Origin of the sequence: Mycobacteroides chelonae CCUG 47445, from assembly GCF_001632805.1 — a bacterium.
GTDB classification, from domain to species: domain Bacteria; phylum Actinomycetota; class Actinomycetes; order Mycobacteriales; family Mycobacteriaceae; genus Mycobacterium; species Mycobacterium chelonae.
The window spans coordinates 1,661,043-1,683,129 of the sequence record NZ_CP007220.1 but is presented as its reverse complement, the minus strand read 5'-3'; the positions used below and the strand labels follow the sequence as shown (position 1 = coordinate 1,683,129).

Below are 22,087 nucleotides of genomic sequence, written 5' to 3'. Positions count from 1 at the left end.
AGCGCCTCGATGGTGGGCACGCCAGATCCATTGGCAGATGGCGTGTTTTCGGAAGTTGTGGTCCCTGTGTTAACAGTCACGCAGAACGCTCCTGGCCGAGTTTGCGTACCGGGTTTCGGCACGCAATCTCACCCTAGTCGCGTGTCAGGCGGCGGTGGGTAACTCTATGAGGTCTGGCTGCATCGATACCCAAACGTTCCACTTTGTTCTCTTCGTAGGCCTGGAAGTTGCCTTCAAACCAGAACCAGGAAGCAGGGTTATCGTCGCTTCCCTCCCACGCCAGGATGTGGGTGCAGGTGCGGTCCAGGAACCATCGGTCGTGCGAGATGACGACCGCGCAGCCCGGGAACTGCTCAAGCGCGTTTTCCAGTGAGCTCAGGGTTTCGACATCCAGGTCGTTGGTGGGCTCGTCCAGCAGGATCAAGTTGCCGCCCTGCTTGAGGGTCAACGCCAGGTTCAAACGGTTGCGCTCACCGCCGGAGAGCACACCCGCAGGCTTCTGCTGATCCGGCCCCTTGAAACCGAATGCGGAAACATAAGCCCGCGAAGGCATTTCATTCTGACCGACCACAATGTGGTCGAGTCCGTCGGAAACGACCTCCCAGACGTTCTTCTTGGGATCGATACCGGCACGGCTCTGGTCGACATAACTCAGCTTGACGGTCTCACCCACCTTGACCTCGCCACCGTCGGGATTCTCCAACCCGACGATGGTCTTGAACAGGGTGGTCTTACCGACACCGTTGGGGCCGATGACGCCGACGATGCCGTTACGGGGCAGCGTGAACGAGAGATCTTTGATGAGGGCACGTTCCTCGAATCCCTTGTCGAGATGACTCACCTCGACCACCACGTTGCCCAGGCGCGGGCCGGTGGGAATCTGGATTTCCTCGAAGTCGAGCTTCCGCGTCTTCTCCGCCTCGGCGGCCATCTCCTCATAGCGCCCGAGTCGTGCCTTGTTCTTGGCTTGACGGGCCTTGGCGCCTGAACGCACCCATGCGAGCTCTTCCTGCAGGCGCTTGTGCAGCTTGGCGTCCTTGCGCCCCTGTACGGCGATGCGCTCGGCCTTCTTCTCCAGGTAAGTGGAGTAGTTGCCCTCGTAGGGGTACGCGCGGCCGCGGTCCAGCTCGAGGATCCACTCGGCCACGTTGTCCAGGAAGTACCGGTCGTGGGTGACGGCCAGAATGGCACCCGGGTAATTGGCCAGGTGCTGTTCAAGCCACAGCACGCTCTCAGCGTCCAAGTGGTTGGTGGGCTCGTCGAGCAGCAGCAGATCAGGCTTGGACAGCAGCAGCTTGCACAGCGCGACCCGGCGGCGCTCACCACCGGACAGGTGTGTCACCGGCTCATCCGGCGGCGGGCAGCGCAGCGCATCCATCGCCTGCTCCAGCTGCGAGTCGATGTCCCAGGCATCGGCCGCATCCAGCTCTTCCTGGAGCTTGCCCATCTCTTCCATGAGTTCATCGGAATAATCGGTGGCCATCAATTCGGCGACCTCGTTGTACCGATTCAGCTTGCCCTTGAGCGCGACACCAGCCTCGACGTTCTCGCGCACCGTCTTCGTCTCGTCCAGCTCCGGCTCCTGCATCAGGATTCCGACGCTGGCCCCGTTGGCCAGGAATGCTTCGCCGTTGTTCGGCTTGTCCAGCCCGGCCATGATCTTCAGGACGCTGGATTTACCAGCACCGTTGGGTCCGACCACACCAATCTTGGCGCCGGGCAGGAAGTTCAGGGTGACATCGTCGAGGATGACCTTGTCGCCATGCGCCTTGCGGACTTTCATCATCGTGTAGATGTACTCAGCCATTGCCGCGCTGTCGCCTCTCCTCTAAGTTCTTTAGCCGCAGCTCACGACCGTTCTGGTGGGCTGCCCGAACCATCCTAGGTGAGAGGCGACCGCGCGGTCGCCGGTGTCAGCTCGCAGATCACGCGCTAAGGCGCAGGTTCACCGACTCCTCGCTGCTCTCGTCGGTTTCCGAGAGCTCCGGGGTGGCGTCTTCGGTGCCGGTATCGGGTTGCTCCACCGCCTCGGCGCCCTCCTGCTTACCGGTGTAGCCGACCTTCTCGATCCGCGCGATGGTCCGCGACAGATCCGGCCCGACGGCGATCGCCTTCATCTCGGTGACCTGACGGCGGTTGCCGTCCTTGTCCTCGAACTCGCTGGTATGCAGATGACCGTGCACGATCACCGGCGCTCCCTTACCCAGCGCAGCACCCACGCCGGTGACCAGACGTCCCCAGCAGGTGACATTGATGAAGAGAGAATTCGAATTCACCCAACTGCCGTCCTCACGCCGTCGGCGTGCATTACTGGCGACGCGGAACTTGATCATTTCGTCGGAGCCGACCTGGCGCCGCTTGAGGTCTCCGACGATGGAGCCGATCACAGTCACTGGAGTTTCAAACATGGTTCGTGCCTTTCCTCAATCTCTCTATCTCTTCTCGGCACCGCCGAACGGGTGCCCTTGGCCACTCCAGTAGCCCGCCATGCACCGACACCGCGGACCGACATGTGGGCACGTTCCGGTGACAGCTGTGGATGAATGCGAGATTGGGGACAACTGGCCGATGAGTCCGGCCCCCCGTACCTTGCTTGACATGACGGTTTGGATCATGCAGCGCCCCGAGGACGACATCGCCGCCGAATTGCAGTCCTCATCAGGGACGTTGGCCGGTGTTCGGCTCGCGGTGAAGGACAACGTAGATGTCGGTGGCGTGCCGACAACGGCCGCCTGTCCGGAGTACGCCTACATTCCCGAGCACGATGCACCGGTGGTCGCGGCCTTGCGCGCGGCCGGTGCCGTTGTCGTCGGCAAGACCAACCTGGACCAGTTCGCGACTGGCCTCGTCGGTACGCGCTCCCCGTACGGCCCGGTGCCGGATTCACGCCGTCCCGAATACATCAGCGGTGGCTCCAGTTCGGGTTCCGCCGTAGCCGTGGCCACCGGCGAGGTCGATATCGCGATCGGTACCGACACCGCCGGCTCGGGGCGCGTCCCTGCGGGGCTGCAGGGCATTGTCGGGATCAAACCGACCGTCGGCGTCATCTCCACCCAAGGCGTGGTCCCGGCCTGTGAATCCTATGACTGTGTCACTATTTTCGCCGCGTCACTGGCTACCGCCAATCGGGCGATGGCCGCCATGAGTGCCGCGTCAGGGCCCCGGCTCTGGCCCGCCAACACCCGTCTCGCGGCGCCTCCTCAGCCCACCGTCGCCGTCCCGCGTGAGCTGCCCGCACTCGACGAGGTGTGGGGCAACGCTTTTCACGCGGCCATAGAGCGTCTACGCGCGACGGGCGCGACGATCGTCGAAATCGATCTGGCCCCGTTCCTTGCCGCCGCGAAATTGCTGTACGAGGGCGCTCTGGTCAGTGAGCGTTACGCGGCCGTCGGCGAGTTCATCGACGCCAATCCCGGGGCGGCACTCGATCCCACTGTTGCGCAGATTGTTTCCGGTGCACGTGACATCCCCGCACACCGCTTGGTGCGCGATCGCGCCGAGGTGCAGCGCCTGCGCGACGAGGCCATGACCACCCTGGCCGGCGCGGATGCGCTGTTGGTACCCACGGCGCCGCTGCATCCGACGATCGAACAGGTGCAGGCTGACCCGATCGGTGTCAACGCGACGATGGGCACCTACACCAACTTCTGCAACCTGTTCGACCTGTGCGCGGTCGCGGTGCCCGCCGGTACCGCCGGTGACGCCCAGTTCGGGGTGACGGTCCTGGCACGCGCCTTCGATGATGCGGTGGCCTTGGACATCGCCGCTCTGATCACCGGAGATGCTGCAGAACAAGATGTTTGGCCGACCGCGATCACCTTGTCCTATGAGCTTGCGGTGTTCGGCGCGCATCTCAAGGGCGGTCCCTTGGAGTTTCAGCTCACCGACCTGGGTGCACGCTGGGTGGGTCCGGTCCGTACCGCTTCGAAGTACCGGATGGCGGCGCTGCGCACCACTCCCCCTAAGCCTGGCCTGACCCGCTCGGAAGAGGACGGGGTGAGCATCGGCGGAGAAATCTGGCGCCTGTCCCCCGCCGCACTGGGCACTTTCCTCGCGCAGCTGCCCGAGCCCATGCTGCTGGGCAAGGTGGAGTGCGAAGACGGCGTGTGGCGCACCGGCTTTGGGTGTGACGGCGGCGCCGCGCAGGCAGGCATCGACATCAGCGAGCATGGCAGCTGGCCGGCGGCCGTCGCGGCGGGCGCGGTGAGCTAGCGCGAGTTCTCGTCCAGCTGAGCCATTTTGGCGAGCATAGCGTTGTAGGCGGCCAGGTCTGCGTCGTCGTCACGGTCGGCGGCGCGGTCCTGTCGGCGGGCCAGCCGTTCGTCCGAACGCGACCACTGGATGACTAGGGCGATCATGACCACCAGCAGCGGCAGCTCTCCTGTCGCCCAGGTGATAGCGCCGCCCATGTGCTGATCGGCGGCCAGATCGATCCGCCACGGTAGCGCCAGGTTGCTGTAAAACTTCTCGCCCAGAATCGATTTCGTGCCCATCAGGATGACACCGAAGAAGGCGTGCAGGGGCAGCGACACCAGCACGATGCCCAGCTTGGCTACCGGAGGCAGCCGCCGCGGCGACGGGTCGATGCCGATGACCACCCAATAGAACAGGTATCCACTGAGCAGGAAGTGCACATTCATCGCCAAGTGCGCAGCATGCACATCGACGGCGGCGTCATAGAGCCCACTGAGATACAGGCCGTAGAACCCCCCGATGAACAGCGACGTCGCCACCAGCGGATGGGTCAGAAAGCGAGAGAAGCTGCTGTGCAACGCAATCTGCACCCATTCACGCAGCCCCGGCGGATCCCCCTTGCCTGCGGCGGGTAACACGCGAAGCAGCAGCGTGATAGGGCCACCGAGAACAAGCAGCACGGGCACCAGCATCGAGAGCATCATGTGCGCCACCATGTGCATGCTGAACATCGCGGGCATGTACCGGCCGACACCCGACGATGTGGCAATGAGCAGGAAGGCACAACCAGACAGCCAGGCGATGGTGCGCCCCACGGGCCACGCGTCACCACGGGCCTTGAGGCGACGGACACCCACCAAGTAGGTAACCGCGAAAACGATGGCGGCCGTTCCGAAGATGAGATCAAAGCGCCAGTCGAACATCAATCGCTGCGGGGTCGGCGGGCCATCGAGCGTGTAACCGATGGCGACCTCGACCGGTGAGGGGTTGAGATTGACCGGAGGCGGCGGTGGGGTGCGACCCAGGCCGACGGCGATACCGAACGTGACTGCGAAGATCACGGCCTCCATCCCGGCGAGCCGGATCAGCGGTCGACGGTTCTGCGGTTCCTCGCTCAGTGCCGTGATCGCCGAACGCCGCTGTAAATACCCCAAGACACCGAGGACCAGCAACGCGGTGGCCTTGCCCACCAGCAGCCAGCCATAGCGGGTGGTGAACAGGTCCGAAAGCTGCACCCGGATAAGCGCGTTGATGATTCCGCTGAGCCCGATCGCGACATAGCACCACAGCGCCAGCGTGGAGAACCGGCGTGCGGCCACGTCGAGATAGCCGCCGCCGCGCAGCGCGTGGATCAGCAATGCGACAAGGCCGCCGGCCCACAGCGCCGCCGATACCAAATGGATGATGAGGCTGTTGGTGCCCAGATCATGTGCGCCACCGGTGGCCGAATGTCCCACCAGGGCCAACGGCATCAGCGTCGCCACCGACCCGACCACGAGCAGCGGGGTCCACGACCAGCGCAGCACCACCCGGCTGGCGATCGCGACGCCGGCAGCGATGAAGGCCATCCAGCGCCAGGCATTGACGGTTTCAATCTCACCTGCGAGCGTCCACAGCTCCCCGAGCCCGAAATCGCTCACCGGCTGACCGGCCACATCGGAGATCGACAACGGCACCATCACCGCCGAGAGCACCGCAAGCGCAGTCGATGCCGCGGTGCCGACGCGCAGCGAGCGGTAGCCGTCCACGTCGAGCACGCCGGTGGACTGCGGTGGGACGAAGAAGGCCGTGAGCAGGAACGCACCGACGGCAACCACGGCGACGATTTCGGCGGCCGCGCGCACGAACGGCAGACCGTAGGAGGTGACGGGGCCAGGGTTGGGCAGACCCGTCGCGAGCAGGGCCTCTGCCAGTGACAGCGCGCCGATAGCAGCCGCGACCAGGCCCGCCAGTGCCGCAAGGCCGACGACGATCGTCCAGATCGGCGAATCGGTCTTGCTGGCGGTGGAGGTGGTGGTCACCAGTCAAGGGTATGGCGAGATGCGATCCGCACGGTCACCGGTTCGATAGACTGCGGTCCGGCTAGCGCCGCATGCCTCCGTAGCTCAGTTGGATAGAGCAAGGGCCTTCTAATCCCTAGGTCGCAGGTTCGATTCCTGCCGGGGGCGCTGTATATCGCCTGGTAGATGGACTAACAGGTCAATCACGCGGTCGGGCCGGGGTGAATTTACCGGCGTTTTACCGGCGACCCGGATATGCCCGTTCCCCGAGCTAACATCGGGCGAACTGGGGAGTCGTACGTGGTGAGGTTGCATGGTTAGGCCAGTTCTGTCGGCCCATGGCCATAGGCTTTCCTATATGCCGTGGCAACCGCTGTCTGATAGAAGCGCCGGAACGCAACCCGACGGGCCTTACGAAGGCGCACCGGACCATTTGAAGTTCCCTATCCTGGAGTGGATTAGCGACCATCTTGGCGTTCACGAGCATTCACATTTCGTAAATCCAGACCGAGACGTACTGCGTGAGATTGGTATTCGGTTCCGTTTGCCGCTAGCCACCGATACCGACCCTACGATGTTCGCTCTTGCGCTGATTTCGCGCGCGAAGACACATGAAGCGTTTGTCCTTGACCTCGCGGACGCACTTTTGGACATGGTCATTCCTCAACGTAACCGGTGGCGGGATCTAAACCACATCCTTAGCTACGGGGCATCCGTTTGGCGGGTTAACGACGACGGCACTTCACTGGTGCGCACGGTCACCGAGGAGGCGCAGGCCACGTTTGACGCCGCGACAGCCACCGCTGGCGAAGCCACCAACGAGCTTCGCGAAGCCTGGACAAACGCATTTGGCCGTAACGGCGACGCATCTGACGCATGGGATCACGCGATCAAGGCTGTTGAGGACGTGCTGATTCCTGCAGTCGTACCCAGTAAGGCGAAGGCGACTCTTGGTGACGTCCTTGGCCAGCTCGGCAGCTCTCAGAGCGCAGGCAACTGGAAAATGATCTTGCCCGGCCATGATCAAACCCACGACGTGGCGCCACTCGTCGCAATGCTGCGGTTGATGTGGCCGAACCATGACCGGCATGGCGGTGGGCCGACCCCGAAGCGAATGCCGTCAGCCGAAGAAGCGCGCGCTGTGGTGTCTCTTGCGGCAACTATCCTCCAGTGGCATCGCGACGGGTGGGCAATCCAGAGGAGATAGCCATGCACATGCGCGATTCGTATGTGCATGGCTGGTACCAGAGTTTTGGCTACGGCGTACAGTTCGGCTATCAGCAGTCTTGCGCCCAAGGGGGAACTAATGCCTGAACCTTTGAGTTACGACCCGGAGTTGTTGTTCAAGCAGGCAAACAAGCTGTTGGACCATGTGGAGACCCATCGCCAGGACCACGTTGGTCATGATGCGGATCTGGCCGAGTTGGCGTCACGTTGGCCGGGGGTTGTTGGTTCAGCGATGGAAGATTTGCGAACCGGCTGGCACGAGCAGCACGAGGTGATCCGCAAGCAAGTCGGCGAGCACGCGACTTGGATCTTTGAGGCCACCGCCAAAGTTGTTGGCACCGATGACGGTAGCGCTGGGCGCTTCGGCAAGACCGGAAACGCGTAACCGATGGCCAAGATCGGTGACATCAGGCATTGGAAAGTCGAAACTCTAGAGAAGCTGTTCGCACATTCGCCCCTACGACACCAAGCGCAAGCGCAAAGGCAAGACCGTTCGCGTCTATCGCGTCGTCTGGCGCGAACCCGTCACCGATGCGTTCGGCGTGCCCATTCCAGGCAAGACACGCGCCCGTCAGGAGTCTTACCCCACGCGGGAACAAGCAGAAGAGCGACGGGATGCCCTCAACAACGCCAAGCACACGGTCGGCGGCACAACCGCCTTGGCCGACGCCAAGAAGGCTGGTGAGCAGCCATTCGGCTACTACGCGCAAAGCTGGCTCGACGCACAGAGCGCAGCGGTAAGCAACGGCGATATCAAGGCCGCGACAGCCGCCAAGTACCAACGGTTGCTTGAGTTTTACGTCCTGCCGGAGCTGAGCGGTACGGCTATCGCGGCGCTATCGGCTGCGGAATGCCGGCGCTTCCGGGCGGCCCTACTCAACCGAAGCAGCCGCGTAGGCGACGGTGAGAGGCTGAGCACAGGCACCGTAGGCCATATCTGGCGGGTGTTCCGGGCGGTACTCGACCAGGCACTCAGTGACGGCGCAATCCCCAGTAACCCCACTAGTGCCAAAGAGTTTCAGCGCAAGCGTGGTACCGGCGACAAGACCACGTTCGAACACCACCCGCTCACCACCGATCAACTCGGCGCGGTAAGCGCTGCCGTCGCGGGTGAAGTGGCGGAGCTACCTGCATACCCGGTGTACGCGCTGATGGTCGAGTTCCTGGCTGCCAGTGGCGTGCGCGCCAGCGAGAACACCGGCCTTGAGATCGGTGACCTTGTGTTCCCGCCCGTGCCCGTGGGCACGCCTGTGCGGGCAGCGGTGAAGGTGCAGCGGACCAAGAAACGCAAAGACGGCAAGTGGGTACCAGGCACGCTCAAGTCCAAGAAGTCCCGGCGCACAGTGCCACTCCCGGACTGGCTCGCGGAGCGTCTGGCAGCGTACCTCGCGGAGCACCCCCGTCGCGACGACCCAACCGCGCCACTATGGCCGGGGCGAAGCGCGAGCGTCGTAGCCCGAAGCGTTGCGCGGCGACAGACCGCCCTGGATTGGAGCGAGCCCGTCGATATGGGAACGTTCTACCGGCGCATCTTCCGGCCAGCACTAGTCGCGGTCGGACTCCCGGCAAGCGAACCAGCAAGGCCCGCAACAAAAGACCGCCCAGCGCGCCCAGCAGTCGCAGGGACTCGCATACACGATTTGCGGCATACCTTTGCCGTGCAACATCTTTCGAGCGGCACACCATTTATGCAGGTGTCCGAACGGCTCGGCCACGCGGACTACGTTGTAACCCTGACCGTGTATGCCGACTGGATGCCCACCGAGGCTACGACTAACACACTGCCAGAACCACCCCGGTGCGTACCCATCAAACCGCCAAATAGCAACGTGGTCAATCTGTTTGAGGAACAGGCGGGTTAGAGCGGTCGCGTATCAATTTTCGTATACGCCGACGAGCGGTGGTACCTGTCGCTTCCAGAACGATTGCGTTTACGAAAACCCCGATCACGACCATAAGGATGAACACGAGGAAAGGCATCGAGTCGTTACCGGAGGAAGTGTAAAGGCGAAGTATGCCGCTCTCGTCACGACGAAACTTCCAACCGTAACTCAATATCACTGTCCCAAAAGTTAGGGCTAGCCATGCTGCCGACGGAATAATGGCAGCCGCAAACCGTAAGATTAGTGACGGTGTCGGTTCAACGGCCAAGCCGTCCACCCGCTGCTCAATCCTTGCCAGCAATCTCGACTTTGCGTCACCGTCCGGTAACTGAGTCCAAACGGAGAGATCAGCCTTGATTGACTCGTGAAGATTACGCCGTCTGAACCACTCGCTTAGCGCGTTACCGACAGCCGCAGAGCCCACAAGTCCGATTAGCGCGATGACGACGGCGATCATGGGGGTCATCGTTGCACCAACCACCGACTCTCACGGGTAGTTAAGATCGAACGACCGGCGTTTTACCGGCGGCTGAGGGCGATATAGCGGCGAACCTACGGCGTACCGATACCGTACCGGCGACGGCTTAATATGCGCTCTTGCAGGGGTTTTGCGGTCGACTGCAAATCTAAAACGCCTGGCCGCGACTACCCCGACTAAGAGCTTCTAATCCCTAGGTCGCAGGTTCGATTCCTGCCGGGGGCGCTGATAGATACGGATTTGTTCCGCAACGCGGCGCGAGGCCAGGCGAGACACCCTCGGAGCCGCTAGACGACGACGCCAGCGGGATGATGGTGCGTTGACAAAAGGCACGGCGCGTCACGCACCTTGGTCACGACGATCCGGCATTGCAAGGAAAATTCGACCGATGGCCCGCTGGGTGGACACATGGAAACACAGAGCCAAGAACGAACCAAGAGTTACGTCCGGCATCTGCGTGCGATCAATATGGTCATGCAGACTCGACGCCAGCGCGGATTGCATGCTGGTGAACAGCTTCGCATGGCCACGGGTTGTCGTGTCCACAAAATCCATCAACCCACCGGACAGGCCCGGAAGCGCTGGTGCTCGTAATGCGTTGGTAGAGAAGCCGACACCTGGCCTACCGATATTGGTTGCAGCGTCGGCGATAGCGACGATGACGGACTCGGAGTAGTCAGCTGCAATGCGCTGTCCCGCCAGTGGGCGTGGCTGGCGGCATCAGTGGTTGTAGAGCCATCACGGAAGGCAAGTCGGCGCGGGACGTACGTTTCCCAGTGACCTGTTGCGCAATAGGCACGCCACACCCCATCATCGTCAGGCCTGGAAGCTATTTCGTCGTTGCGGGGTCGCCATTCCTTTGGCCTGCGATCAGTGTGGCCATCGCTCACTTACAAGATGATGTCTTGCGGGCCGACTTCCTCGATAGCCTCATTGACAAACTTTACGGTGAGCCCGAGTTCAGGTTCCCAGGTGCAGTTGTACAGGGGCCCAATAACGCGGTCGGTCGAGCCCCGGAAGGGGTTCGGCACAAAAAGTGTTGTGGGCGTAATCATTCGGGCGAGGTCCTCTTTATCTCCGATGATCGGCATAAGTTCGTCGGCGCTGCCCCCGAACTGTTCGCGAAGCTCAGGCAGTCGTTCGAGATAGTGCGCGTAGAGCGCGTCATCCGCCCGCCGAGATAGTTCAACCTTCCGTTCGGTGAACAGTTGGACTGCATCTCTCTGGGCTGTTTCTATTGCATCAGCCTCGTCCCATGCCGCAACGATGAGTGGGACTGTCACCTCGCGCCCTAGGAATGGGAAAGTGTAGCTACCTTCCCAACCGCGTTCCTCGGTGTAGACAATTTCTCCAAGTACGGGGTCGATCACGGTGCGCCTTCTCCAATCGGGGGGAGGGTTTTGCCGGCATTGAGTTCACCGATGCCGCCCAGGTGTCCCAACCTGTTGTTAACTACGGATGGTACAAGCTGCATAGTCGTCAGGTTTGGTTCCTCGTGCCACGTGTACTTGTTGGCCTTGCGGAAGTCGGCAATATCCTGCGGTGAGACTCCCCATTGTTTCGCAAGCAACTTGTCGGCTGCCTTGAAGTTTACGTCTCTGTTGGTCGACATATTTGGAATCTCTACTTGCCCCTGCGCGACAGGCCCGAAATCAGGTCGGGCGTTGCTGTATTCGATCCCCTCGACTCCTGCTTCGCGCAGGAACTGATTAACCATTGGGTTCTGTGACAGCCACGTCGACTCCCCGCGCTGGTCTGTCCATTGCCCGTTGTTGATGGGCGTTTGATCGAGGCGCTGCTTGTAGGTTGACCCACCCGCCGAGGATGGTGTTGGTAGTTCGCGAGGTTCGGGTAGGCCGCGGGTGATTTCAGCTCGCGTGCCGGACACGGCTGCGTCTTCGAGGCCGACACGTGCGAGCGCGCCTTCGCCGCCGAGCATGGCTCCGGGTATTGCCTGTACGCCAATGGCTGCCTGTTCGCCCAGGAATGCCTTGGGGTTGTCGATCATTCGCTGCATGTTGTCGACCCGCTGGGGGGTGACTTCCGTGGGATGGGCTAGCTCGCCAAAGCTGCTCTTGATACCCGTACCGATGTCGCCCCAGGCATCTTTGGCGGCATCGAGTCCATTAGCTCCCACCAAGTCCTGAGTGCCTTTGATGCCCTTATCCCACGAGTCATGGAACGCATCGCTAAAGGTCTCCCGGACAGGCTGCGGCAGACCTTCGGGCACCGCGTAGAGCGGGCGATCCTGTTGTGATCCCTTGACAGCCTCGGCCACCTTCGCGTCAACCTGGTCAGGGGGCAGTTGCGTGGACAAGATGCTGCTGAACTGATCGACCGCTGCCTTGTCGGCGGGGTTGTTCATGTCCAGCTTCGGCGCGGGCACGGTGCGCGGATCTGGCGCGGGCGCAGGTTTGTCCAAAGGGCTCTTGGGTTCGGTAATGCCCATTTTGTTCAGTGAGCCCGTGAACGCACCAGCGGTCGGATCGGGTTCGGCAGGTTGCTTGGGATACCAGTCTTTATAGAAGTTGTTCTGGGTCGTCTTCGGTGCAACCGGGGTGGGCTGCTGGGGTGCCCGAGTGGTGGTGCTGTCGAGTGCCTGCACGCTCGATGACGATTGCGGCGGCACAGATGGCGGTGTGGGTGGTTTGGGGACGTCGGTGGGTCCGTTGACCGCGGTCGCCGTCCCCGACAACGCATCCGTAGCACCGGAGGTGTCGGGCATGCCGGAGGCGCCGAGGCTAGAGACGGTGTTGACGACACCGGACACCTGGGAGATGCCGCCTGCGACTTGGCCAGTGAGGTCGGCGACCTGGCCACCGGCCTGGGTGAGCTGCTGGATCTGCTCGGCCTGAGGTTTGAGTTGCGGGTTCACGTCGGCGGCCAGTTGTGCGCCCTGCCCGGCCTCATTGAGCCATGTCGAGGCAATCGAAGCCCCGGAGCCCACGGCGTCCGCTGTATCGCTGATACCCCCAGACACCCCTTGTACCAACGCAACAGCGTCCATGGGGTTGACTGCACCGGACTGCGCCGACGACGCGAGCGAAGCCCCAGCTTGGGCAGCGGACCCGAAGTTCTGTGCCGCTGATCCCGCCGATTGACCCAGATTCACACTGTCGGAGACGGTATTGGAGATATCTCCAGGCAGGGACTGCCCCAACTGCGCGCCGTCTTGCGCGAGCGCCTGAGTGTCCGGACCCTGCTCCTGCTGTTGGTCGGGCTGAGACTGGTCGTCCTGCTTGCGGCGGCGCGTGGACGCCGCCCCCATCAACAACGCCGACAGGTCATTATTGCCTGATTGGTCGTCCTGATCCTGCTGGTCTTTGTCGTCCTGCTTCTTATCCTTGGACGGCGCTTTGGGGAGTTTCTCGTTGCCGCTCTGCTTCTGCTGTCCCTGCTGTTGCAGCTGCTTAGTCAGATCATCAATGCGCTGCCGATCCTGACCGGACTGCTGCTGCTTCTCCTGCAGCTGACGCGTCAGGTCATCGATCTTCTGCTGATCCGGCTGATCCGGTGACTGGTTCGGCTGCTGGCCCGCATCTTGTTGCGGCGGCTGCTGCTGAGGTGCCTGCTGCGAACCCTGCTGCGGTTGTTGGGCTGGCTGCTGCATACCCTGATTCGATTGACCACCTTGCGATCCCGCATTGCTACCGGAGTTAGTTTGTCCGCCGTTGAAATCCGGATTCGGCTTACCCGGTCCTTGCGTATACGGCGTCGCGTTCTGATAATCCGGAATCTGAGTACCGTGCGCAGGCTGATCCCACCCCTGCTGAGACCCCTGCCGCCCACTGGACCCCTGAGTACCGTTATTGCTGACCGAAGGCGCCTGAGTGTTGTAGATGCTGATGCCGTTGTTCTGATCCAGCGGCGCCTGATTAATACCGCCCTGATAGTCGGGCATCTGCTGCCCACCTTGACTCGGCGGCTGGAAAATCTGCCCGCCCCCAGGTGGGCCATCCAAACCACCACCGCCACCACAATCCGGTGGGCACGCCGCATGCGCCTGCGGCACCGTGTCCGGGGTGAACCAGCCCAAACCCAGACCGCTTGCCGAAAACATCAGCAACGCAACCACACCGGCAACCGCTGAGGCTCTCTGGGAAGCATCCGTTGCCCACGCATACAGGCCCGCAAGACCTTTCCACCACCCCAGATTCGACCCGATCCCCCACACCAACGTGGCCGCAATCGCCGCCACAGCGGGCAGCACGTCAGGGCCCGTGATCCACACATACAACTTCGGGGTGATTCCAGCTGCCAACAACACCAGCCCGGCCCCGCCCGCGATCAACGCAGCCAACAACCCCGGATGCCACACCGACTCATCCCGATTGTTCCGGGACTGATTACGATGTGCCCCAACATCTTCTGCAACAGCAGCGTGGTCGCGCGCCCCGAGCATCCCGACATCGGTCAAGACCTCTTTGACCAGGCCCGTCAGGTACTTACCGCCCATAAACAGCGCAGCTCCAGCGAGCACGGCCACCATCATCTGCCCGATACCGAGGAGCAACGACCAACGAGTTTCTCCGGAAAGGTGTTGCCACCAGGCGGCATAGCCGCCCCGGAAGGTCCACCACATACCCAGCGCCCCGGCGATGATCGCGACAGCAGCAATCACGGTCTGTACCGGCTCAGACAACCGTTCTTTACCGGCAGCGGACACAGCCGCGATCACAGGCCTGCTACCCCACATGATGAGCTTGATCCCGCCGCCCAGCGCCGTCATCCCCGCCAGCAGCGCCACCACCCACACACCCCAGGCTCCGACATCGCCACCGGCCCGATTCAAGCCATGCAGGCCTGCGACCGCCGCAACCACCAACACCGCTCCGGCAACCACAGCACCGCCCCGGCGACCGCCGTCACCCGCAGACGTCGACTCGGCGACGGGCACCTTCTGCGGTTCGCTGGCATGAGTCAGATCCCGGCATGTCAGTACGCTTGTCGCCTCGGTTACATCACGGTTCACGGAACTCACCGACAGCTCACCCTCCCGACACCCGCAACCAAGCTATGCATTGCGGCCCAACAATCAGCCCAGCATAAGCCACAAATCAAGATCGCGTTAGACCAAGTGGCAAACAATGTTCACCACGTCCTCTTTGATGTGCGAGACAACAAGATCCAATTTGACATGACCAGCGGACACTCACTCAACCAACGTTGCCCAAATCCCGTTAGGTAACCCCAAGTCAGAGCGACTCTCAATCCCTAGGTTGCAGGTTCGGTTCCTGCCAGGCGCACTGGTAGATCCTGAAGGCAAAGTGTTACCTGCAGCTCTATCCAGACGGCGGCGCAATCTAGTCTGCAAGTCGGGCGAGGTGCTGCCCCTCAGCGATCAATCGAGGTCGAATGCTCGCTGGTTCTGGCACTGTAATACCGCACTCCATTCGGTCCAGATCGGATTCGATGTAACCGAGAGTCGCGGCAAGAATCGGCGCGCACGTAATATCAGTCATATACTCGATCTCGTTACGGTGCAAAACAAGGTCCGCCAGGTTGAACAGACTTTCTGCTGCGTAATACGCACTCTCCGAACTTGTCGCAACAGAGCCAGTTAGAGCACTGATTGCATATGCCGTCGCGGCCACAGCATCATTGACAACCGAGTCGCAGAACGAATACCCCTCTTCCTCTTCAGGAATTATCCGTTGAAGCAACCCAGGAACGTGTGCTGCTAGGTCAGCACTCAAGATCCCTTTGACCTCATTCCAGGAGGCCTCTAGAGCGGCATCAATAATCACCTTCTCGGGCTCAGCAAGGCCTCCAAGAACCTCAGCTCCAAACGTCACCGCGCGCTGTGCACTCGACAGCCCATAAACAAACAACTGTCTTAACGAAGCGGCCTCTGTAGCGGCTTCGATGCGATCCTTCGGAAACGGATTTGGGTATCGCGTTACTGGGGCCACGTTGCTCCTAATCCATTTGGCAGGATCGAGTCATCTGACGCCAGAGTAGGACTGTGGTGCCCCTGGAGCGCTGGGGGTTCAAGCTCTGAGTCACCGTCAGACCATCAACACAACGTCTGAACCACCTGCCGCGTAGCGACGTGGATCTGCCGGAACAGCTGGGAAGAAAGACTGAGTTCCCTCAGATGGGGAACATCGATGACCGTGGTGACTACCCCCAGCCCATCCGATTCCCACTGCGCACCGTACCGATTCAGAATCCTGCGCATCGCATAGTTCTCCGAGAGCACCGAGGCCGTGAATCTGTGGACACCGTCGGCATGCGCCGACACCGACATCGCCTCCATCAGCAGTGTTCCGATCCCACGGCCCTGGTAGTCATCACCGACCGTGAACGCCAACTCGGCACTGTCAGGGTCATCGACATGGCGGATGAATCGAGCATCGGCCACGACAAGACCGTCGGGGCCATCGGTGAGGGCCCATGCGAAGTGGTCGCGGTAGTCCACCTCGAAGAGGTAGGTAATCATCCGCTTGTTGGGCACTCCCAGAAACCGGCGGTACACCGTGCGTCGCGACATCCTCGCCAGCCGCCTCCTATCACCGGGAAGGATCGGCCGCAGGTAGAACTGGGCACCGTCGCGCAGCCGCACCGGAATAGGAGCGACGAATGCGGCCAGCCGCTGGCGCGCCGTTGATACCAATGCATCTGACACACCAGGGATTTCAAGCATCGCGGTGAACGCATCGCTGCCACCGGCCCAGCCGCGAAGCGGTTCGGTCGCCACGACGGTCGCCGTCCGGGCATTCCCACGCAATAGCGCGATCTCACCGACGACCATGCCGGGCACCAGATGCGCGACGACCGAATCTCCGTTGTCGCCGGCGTGAAGGATCTCGCCGCCACCCGAACCGACGAGCAGGAACCAGTCGGCCGGCTCGCGCTGACGCATCAGCACCTGCCCGGGAGCCGCTTCAAGGGGCGAAAGAAGCTCGGCCAGTGGAGCAAGCGCATTGGCCGGATTACCTGCGAAAAACTCCAACTCCGCGAGTTCGACGGCGTCTACACCCGCGGATCCGGCCATCTCCTACAGGGCCCTCGAGCAGTTCAGCGATGCCCAGGTGGCCCACACTGCGTCCACGATGTGCACCGCCCTTAGTTCGAACAGCTGAGCCTGTTCGCATCGTAATCATCACCGCAATATCCGATGAGGTATTCACGGAACCACAACGTTCTCACGCCGCCAGCGCGGCCAAGCGGTCCAGCGTGCGCAATGTGGTGTCGCGGGACTCCACCGGCAGCCCCAACAGCACACGATGCACGCCAAGGTCGGCGCGGCGTTCGATATCTCCAGGCTGGGGCGCCAGGATGGTCGCGATCACCGGAACCGTCGGCTTGCCCCTCTGCGCTGCGAGCAGATTGAGTTCACCGATCCCCTTCTGAAGCTCTTCTACTCCAAGCATTGTCGGTGCCATCCAGCCGTCGGCGTGGTCGAGAATCCGCTCGTGGGTAGACGGCCCCCAGCCCCCTAGCCACACCGGCGGGTGCGGTTGTTGAACGGGCTTGGGCCAGGAATGGATCGGATCGAAAGCCACATACTTGCCGTGGAATTGGGCCTGCTCTTCCGTCCAGATTTTCTTGACCGCCTGGATGCGCTCGCTCTGCAATGCCACCCGCGTGCGCGGGTCGGTGCCGTGATTTCGTATCTCCTCACGCAGCCATCCAACGCCGATTCCCAATTCCAACCGCCCACCTGATGCCCTGTCCAGTGTCGCGGTCTCTTTGGCGAACGTGATCGGATCTCGCTGGACCAGCAGCGCCACGGCGGTACCGATGCGGAGATCCCTCGTCGCGGCCGCAGCGAAGGACAGTGCCACGAACGGATCGAGGCTGCGGCAGTAGTCGCGGGGTATCTCTTCCCATCCGGCATGGAGCGCTTCGATCGTCACCGGTATGTGGGTGTGCTCCGGCACGAAGAGGGATTCGAACCCACGCGACTCGATCTCGACCGCCAGCTCGCCGGGCTCCATGCCTTCGTCGGTGAGCGCGGTGAAGATACCAATCCGCATGGCATTAAACGCTTTTGTTGGGCAGCGGCACTGCCGCGGAAAGGGCTTCGAACTCGGCATCACTGAGCACAATGTCTGCAGCGGCAACATTCTGCGCAAGGTGTGCTCCTGAGGATGTTCCCGGGATCGGAAGCATGATCGGAGAGCGGTGCAGTAGCCATGCCAGGGCAATCTGCGCTGGGGCGCGGCCGTGGGCATGCGCCACGACATCCAGAACACCCCCGGAACCTTCAAAGCCATCGGTAGCCAGCGGGAAGTAAGGAATGAACGCGATGCCGTGGGTAGTGGCGTAGTCCACCACGTCGGCTGCTGACCGATTGGCGAGGTTGAACAGGTTTTGCACCGAGGCGATGGGCACGATCTGCCGCGCCGCCTGCAGCTGGCCGACCGAAACCTCCGAGAGCCCAATGTGCCGGATCTTGCCTTCGTCTCGCAGAAGCTTGAGTTCGCCGATCTGATCCTCGAACGGAACGGTGGGGTCGACACGATGCAGCTGGAGCAGGTCGATGCGCTCCAACTTCAGGCGCCGCAGGCTCATTTCCGTCTGCTGGCGCAAGTACTCGGGCCGCCCCAGCGGAATCCAACCCGACTCCGAAGGGCCGGTGCGTGCGAGACCGACTTTTGTCGCGATCGTGAGACCACGGGGATACGGGTACAACGCCTCGCGGATCAAGTCTTCGACGACGTGCGGACCGTATGCATCCGCGGTGTCCAGGAAATTGACTCCTAGCTCAACCACGCGTTTCAGCAACCGCACCGCCGACTCTGGATCCCGCGGCGGGCCCCACGCCCCCGGCTCGGTCAACTGCATCGTGCCGTAGCCGAGCCGATTGATGGTGATGTCGCCACCGATGGTCAGCGTTCCCGCTCCAACCGGCCGTAATGATGTCACGATTCGATCCTGCACAATCTGAAATCATGAGGCTTTGAATACCGTTTGCCTCAAATGGATTTGGATATGGTTCCCGTTATTCGGGCGGCTGATCCAGCGCAAGCGTGGCCAGGAGCTCGAGCCCATCGGCATCGGCACTGCCAGGGTCGCTCGAGTAGATGAGCAGCTGTTGCCCGGGGGCATCACCGACAGCGAAGGTGTCGTACTGAAGGCTGATCTCACCGACCTGGCTGTGACGGAATCGCTTGGTCCCACTTGTTCGCGGCCGGACATCATGCTGCATCCATACGAACGTGAAGGCATCGCTTTGGATCGTCAACTCCCCCACAACTTCTGCCACGCGAGGGTCATCACGAAACGACACCGACATAGCGCGCAGGTTTCGGGCAGTATCCCGCGCAACGTCGTCCCATTCGGCGTAGAACCGCGTGGCCACTGGGTCAAGGAAAACCATATACGCCAGGTTGTCTGCCCGGGAGAAGTCGCTGTAGAGGGCCAGTGCGTGGGAATTCATGGCCAGAATGTCCATTGCCGGGCTGATGATCAACGCCGGTGCGTGCACCACATTGTTGACGATCCTCATGGCCCCCTCGCTGGCATCTCGCTGACCGGCCACAGTAGGCGCTGCTCCAGACGGCCGCGCAAGGCTGGCCAGGTGTTCAGTCGCGTGCGTATCCAACTGCAGTGCACGGGAAATCGCCCGTAGCACCTGGTCTGAGGGATGCCGCTCACGCCCTTGTTCAAGCCTGCTGTAGTAGTCGGCACTCACCCCGGCCAGCGCGGCAACCTCTTGCCTGCGTAAGCCCAAGACACGGCGCGGCTCATCCTCTGGCAGCCCCGCTTGCCGCGGCGAGACCAGAGCACGGCGCGCCTTCAGAAAGTCGCCCAACTCATTTCGCCGATCCATGTCCTCAACATACTCACGGCAAAGCGACCCAACCAGGGTGTAATACACCCACCCAGTGACACATCACCTCGGCCGCAACGGGTGCCTAGGTAGGAGCAGCACACCCTTCCACGCCGACGAGTGCAAATCTACGCTGAAAAGCAATCAGGTAGAGGCGAAACATATTGCAGCCAAACGAAAGAGAGGAATCCATGGGCATATTGGCAGGCAAGACGGCACTTGTCACAGGCGCGTCGAAGGGAATCGGGGCGGCCATCGCGCGAGACCTCGCGTCAGCGGGCGCGCATGTGGCAGTCCACTACTCGTCAAGCAAGAGCGGCGCTGATCATGTCGTGAAGTCAATACACGACGCCGGAGGCCGCGCCTTTGCCCTCCAGGCCGATATCTCTGATCCGGCCAGCGTCAAAGAACTGTTCGCCGAACTCACCACTCGGATCGAGACGCTCGACATCCTTGTGAACAACGCCGGGGTATACGAGATGGGTGCGATTGAATCGGTAACCGCAGCTGAACTTCAACGTCAATTCAGCCTCAATGTCTTCGGCCTGGCGATCACGATCACCGAAGCACTCGGGACTGTCCTTCACCCCGGCTCGAGCATCGTCAACATCGGGTCAAGTGTCACGAGCTTCACGCCCGCCAACTCACTGGTGTACACCGCCTCGAAGGGCGCTGTCGACACGATCACCGGCACCCTCGCCAAGGAGCTGGGCCCACGGGGCATCCGAGTGAACTCGGTCAATCCTGGGCTGACCGTGACCGACGGCATGCAATCCAGCGCCTTCTCAAGCCGAGAGTTCCGCACCGAGATTGAGAAGATCACACCCCTTGGCCGGATCGGCGTACCCGAAGACATCGCACCAGCGGTGACATTCCTGGCCTCGGACCGCGCATCGTGGATCACCGGAGAGGTCCTGGTCATCGGCGGCGGCCTGAACTAAACAGCTCCTTCTTCGTCCGTTCGCCGATGTAGAGCCCGCTCCCCTGGCAATAATGCTGGTGGCCGGAAGGAATCAACGATGGGCAAGCTCCGCACCAGGATCGTCGTCGCGATCGCCGCCACAGGCATGTCAGCGAGCGGCCTCTTCGGCATGGGGACTGCGCAGGCGAATGACCACACATTTCTGGACAGCCTGCGCGCCGCGGGGGTCTTCATCCACAAGGATGCCGAACCGTATGTGGTTCAGGCGGGACACCAAGCATGCCGCGATCTACGCAACGGTGTCCCACCCGAAGAAGTGGGATCGCAGTTCCCGGTGGGCTCCGGCGTGGCTCCCGCGCCAGCACCCAATGTGTACGTCGACATTCTGCAAAGCGAGCTGTGCCCGAACGCACTGAACCCCGCACCACCCCAACCGGCATAACCGTTCTCCGCGACCTTGCTGTAGCAGTGGCGGCCTCGCCGATGTAGCAGTGACTACCCGGACACACAGCAAGCCTTCAACCTGTCAGAATGTTTGCTGTGAACATTCGGTTGCTACTGGCTCCGCGGTGGATGCGTTGGTCGGTACTGGTCGCCCTCATGACGGCGATCGGCGGCCCGCTGTGGATCTTGCTCATGCCCGACGATGGATCGGACTGGAAAGTCCGTGCGGTGCAGATACCGGTGCTCAGCGTCGGCGCTGGAACCCTGCTCATCGTTGCTCAGGAACGGTTCCGCCAGGCCTTTCTCGCCGTCCTTGATGGGTTGGACGCGACGCAGCGACGCCAGGCCATCGACGCAAGCCAGCGCGGTGCCGCACCCACCGAGGCGCCGGTGCTGTCGGCGGCGGTGCGGCTGTGCACGCTCCTTGTTGGAACCAGATTGCGGACACCCACATGGGCGCGATGGATCGCATACCTAGTTCCAGCGGGTGCAGCGCTCATCGCAGTCACCCGTCTCATTGATCACGATGTCCGGCGCGCCACGGCGTGGCTCGGGTTGTCTGCGCTTATGGCCATGATTTTTTGGTGGGATGCACGCATATTGCGTCGGCTGCAACAGCAGCTGATCCTGTTACGTGCCACAGCTGCCTCGTCGATAGGAGAAGTTCCCACCCTTGCCGAGTCCGAGTACCCGTCCGTCATGCCGTCACGGAAGGTGTGGCTGATCGTCGTCGGCGTCGTGATCGTCATGTCCGTAATCGCCGGTGCCGCCGCCTATCTGATGGGACGCGCACAGCCCGGACACGGCATCACCAGGCGCAGCGAATGCGGTAAGGCAATAGCAACCCTCGCTGTGTTCAGCGGGCGCGAGGATCTCACGAACGCCCAATCGATCGTCCCGGGCGGACCAAGCCTGACCGATTACGAGAAGTGGTCCAACGAGATTCGCACTCACGCGGCGCAGGTGACCAGGCCCGATCTGACACCGCGGACGCAACACATTGCCGAGCTGTCCGATCAAGCCGTCTCCGTTGTCCGCCAGATCCGTAAAGAACCAGGGACGCAACTCGAGCAGCTACAGCAGCAAGATATCTACGCCAAGCTTATCGCCCACATGTATGACGAAGCGGCGGTAGTTCTTGAGGTATGCCATAGCTGA

At 61.9% G+C, this 22,087-nt stretch carries 18 protein-coding genes and 1 tRNA gene; 8 read left to right on the top strand and 11 right to left on the bottom strand.

The window, feature by feature from the left end:
- Window positions 1-133 precede the first annotated feature (133 nt).
- The gene (gene ettA / locus BB28_RS08305) at window positions 134-1,807 is read right to left on the bottom strand and encodes an energy-dependent translational throttle protein EttA (RefSeq protein ID WP_046253150.1); all 1,674 of its coding nucleotides are present in this window, start codon (window positions 1,805-1,807) and stop codon (window positions 134-136) included.
- Between the two features lie 118 nt (window positions 1,808-1,925).
- A complete protein-coding gene (gene ssb / locus BB28_RS08300) occupies window positions 1,926-2,408 on the bottom strand; it encodes a single-stranded DNA-binding protein (RefSeq protein WP_046253149.1) in 483 nt (160 codons plus the stop codon).
- A 190-nt stretch (window positions 2,409-2,598) separates the two neighbouring features.
- Between ssb and atzF the strand changes: the two genes are divergently transcribed.
- Window positions 2,599-4,212, top strand: a complete 1,614-nt coding sequence (gene atzF / locus BB28_RS08295) for an allophanate hydrolase (RefSeq protein WP_046255667.1) — start codon at window positions 2,599-2,601, stop codon at window positions 4,210-4,212.
- On the opposite strand, the gene BB28_RS08290 is transcribed toward atzF, so the two are convergent.
- Window positions 4,209-6,215 (bottom strand): bifunctional copper resistance protein CopD/cytochrome c oxidase assembly protein, encoded by a 2,007-nt coding sequence (locus tag BB28_RS08290; protein ID WP_046253148.1) that lies wholly within the window; start codon window positions 6,213-6,215, stop codon window positions 4,209-4,211. The genes atzF and BB28_RS08290 overlap by 4 nt on opposite strands.
- A gap of 73 nt (window positions 6,216-6,288) precedes the next feature.
- On the opposite strand from BB28_RS08290, the gene BB28_RS08285 reads away from it, so the two are divergent.
- The 4 genes from BB28_RS08285 to BB28_RS08270 all read left to right on the top strand — a co-directional run bounded on the left by BB28_RS08285 (window position 6,289) and on the right by BB28_RS08270 (window position 9,283).
- A tRNA-Arg gene (locus BB28_RS08285) sits at window positions 6,289-6,362 on the top strand.
- Between the two features lie 190 nt (window positions 6,363-6,552).
- Window positions 6,553-7,401, top strand: coding sequence for a hypothetical protein (locus tag BB28_RS08280; protein ID WP_126315382.1), 849 nt, complete (start codon window positions 6,553-6,555; stop codon window positions 7,399-7,401).
- A gap of 99 nt (window positions 7,402-7,500) precedes the next feature.
- Window positions 7,501-7,806, top strand: a complete 306-nt coding sequence (locus BB28_RS08275) for a WXG100 family type VII secretion target (RefSeq protein ID WP_046253147.1) — start codon at window positions 7,501-7,503, stop codon at window positions 7,804-7,806.
- 157 nt (window positions 7,807-7,963) lie between these two features.
- Window positions 7,964-9,283, top strand: a complete 1,320-nt coding sequence (locus tag BB28_RS08270) for a tyrosine-type recombinase/integrase (protein ID WP_225422013.1) — start codon at window positions 7,964-7,966, stop codon at window positions 9,281-9,283.
- 838 nt (window positions 9,284-10,121) lie between these two features.
- Here the strand turns inward: BB28_RS08270 and BB28_RS25505 are convergent.
- The 8 genes from BB28_RS25505 to BB28_RS08230 form a co-directional block, all read right to left on the bottom strand.
- Window positions 10,122-10,337 carry a hypothetical protein gene (locus tag BB28_RS25505; protein ID WP_225422012.1) on the bottom strand — a complete coding sequence of 72 codons (216 nt, stop codon included), beginning with the start codon at window positions 10,335-10,337 and terminating at the stop codon, window positions 10,122-10,124.
- Window positions 10,338-10,672: 335 nt separating this feature from the next.
- Complete coding sequence (locus BB28_RS08260; protein WP_046253145.1) at window positions 10,673-11,152, bottom strand: DUF6985 domain-containing protein; 480 nt, start codon at window positions 11,150-11,152, stop codon at window positions 10,673-10,675.
- Entirely contained in the window at window positions 11,149-14,763 is a 3,615-nt protein-coding gene (locus BB28_RS08255; protein ID WP_081252231.1) for an HNH endonuclease, read from the bottom strand. Before BB28_RS08255 ends, BB28_RS08260 begins: the two co-directional genes overlap by 4 nt.
- Before the next feature lie 322 nt (window positions 14,764-15,085).
- Window positions 15,086-15,694: a hypothetical protein gene (locus BB28_RS08250; protein WP_225422011.1), complete on the bottom strand. Its 609-nt coding sequence runs from the start codon at window positions 15,692-15,694 to the stop codon at window positions 15,086-15,088.
- 104 nt (window positions 15,695-15,798) lie between these two features.
- Window positions 15,799-16,779 (bottom strand): GNAT family N-acetyltransferase, encoded by a 981-nt coding sequence (locus BB28_RS08245; RefSeq protein WP_046253143.1) that lies wholly within the window; start codon window positions 16,777-16,779, stop codon window positions 15,799-15,801.
- Window positions 16,780-16,930: 151 nt separating this feature from the next.
- On the bottom strand, window positions 16,931-17,764 hold the full coding sequence (locus BB28_RS08240; protein ID WP_046253142.1) for an LLM class F420-dependent oxidoreductase: 834 nt from the start codon (window positions 17,762-17,764) through the stop codon (window positions 16,931-16,933).
- A gap of 4 nt (window positions 17,765-17,768) precedes the next feature.
- Complete coding sequence (locus BB28_RS08235) at window positions 17,769-18,656, bottom strand: aldo/keto reductase (protein WP_201257833.1); 888 nt, start codon at window positions 18,654-18,656, stop codon at window positions 17,769-17,771.
- Between the two features lie 76 nt (window positions 18,657-18,732).
- Window positions 18,733-19,563, bottom strand: a complete 831-nt coding sequence (locus BB28_RS08230; RefSeq protein WP_046253141.1) for a helix-turn-helix domain-containing protein — start codon at window positions 19,561-19,563, stop codon at window positions 18,733-18,735.
- Window positions 19,564-19,754: 191 nt separating this feature from the next.
- Here BB28_RS08230 and BB28_RS08225 point away from each other — a divergent pair, with 191 nt between their 5' ends.
- From BB28_RS08225 to BB28_RS08215, 3 genes are all read left to right on the top strand, one after another.
- Window positions 19,755-20,504: an SDR family NAD(P)-dependent oxidoreductase gene (locus tag BB28_RS08225; protein WP_046253140.1), complete on the top strand. Its 750-nt coding sequence runs from the start codon at window positions 19,755-19,757 to the stop codon at window positions 20,502-20,504.
- A 78-nt stretch (window positions 20,505-20,582) separates the two neighbouring features.
- Complete coding sequence (locus BB28_RS08220) at window positions 20,583-20,927, top strand: DUF732 domain-containing protein (RefSeq protein ID WP_046253139.1); 345 nt, start codon at window positions 20,583-20,585, stop codon at window positions 20,925-20,927.
- 98 nt (window positions 20,928-21,025) lie between these two features.
- On the top strand, window positions 21,026-22,087 hold the full coding sequence (locus tag BB28_RS08215; RefSeq protein ID WP_064393442.1) for a hypothetical protein: 1,062 nt from the start codon (window positions 21,026-21,028) through the stop codon (window positions 22,085-22,087).

Excerpts from the sequence above, each read along its gene's own strand:
- atzF (WP_046255667.1), top strand. The coding sequence starts at position 2,599 with ATGACGGTTTGGATCATGCAGCGCCCCGAGGACGACATCGCCGCCGAA.
- ssb (WP_046253149.1), bottom strand. The coding sequence starts at position 2,408 with ATGTTTGAAACTCCAGTGACTGTGATCGGCTCCATCGTCGGAGACCTC.
- BB28_RS08245 (WP_046253143.1), bottom strand. The coding sequence starts at position 16,779 with ATGGCCGGATCCGCGGGTGTAGACGCCGTCGAACTCGCGGAGTTGGAG.
- BB28_RS08230 (WP_046253141.1), bottom strand. The coding sequence starts at position 19,563 with ATGGATCGGCGAAATGAGTTGGGCGACTTTCTGAAGGCGCGCCGTGCT.
- ettA (WP_046253150.1), bottom strand. The coding sequence starts at position 1,807 with ATGGCTGAGTACATCTACACGATGATGAAAGTCCGCAAGGCGCATGGC.
- BB28_RS08220 (WP_046253139.1), top strand. The coding sequence starts at position 20,583 with ATGGGCAAGCTCCGCACCAGGATCGTCGTCGCGATCGCCGCCACAGGC.
- BB28_RS08240 (WP_046253142.1), bottom strand. The coding sequence starts at position 17,764 with ATGCGGATTGGTATCTTCACCGCGCTCACCGACGAAGGCATGGAGCCC.
- BB28_RS08280 (WP_126315382.1), top strand. The coding sequence starts at position 6,553 with ATGCCGTGGCAACCGCTGTCTGATAGAAGCGCCGGAACGCAACCCGAC.
- BB28_RS25505 (WP_225422012.1), bottom strand. The coding sequence starts at position 10,337 with ATGGATTTTGTGGACACGACAACCCGTGGCCATGCGAAGCTGTTCACC.
- BB28_RS08275 (WP_046253147.1), top strand. The coding sequence starts at position 7,501 with ATGCCTGAACCTTTGAGTTACGACCCGGAGTTGTTGTTCAAGCAGGCA.
- BB28_RS08225 (WP_046253140.1), top strand. The coding sequence starts at position 19,755 with ATGGGCATATTGGCAGGCAAGACGGCACTTGTCACAGGCGCGTCGAAG.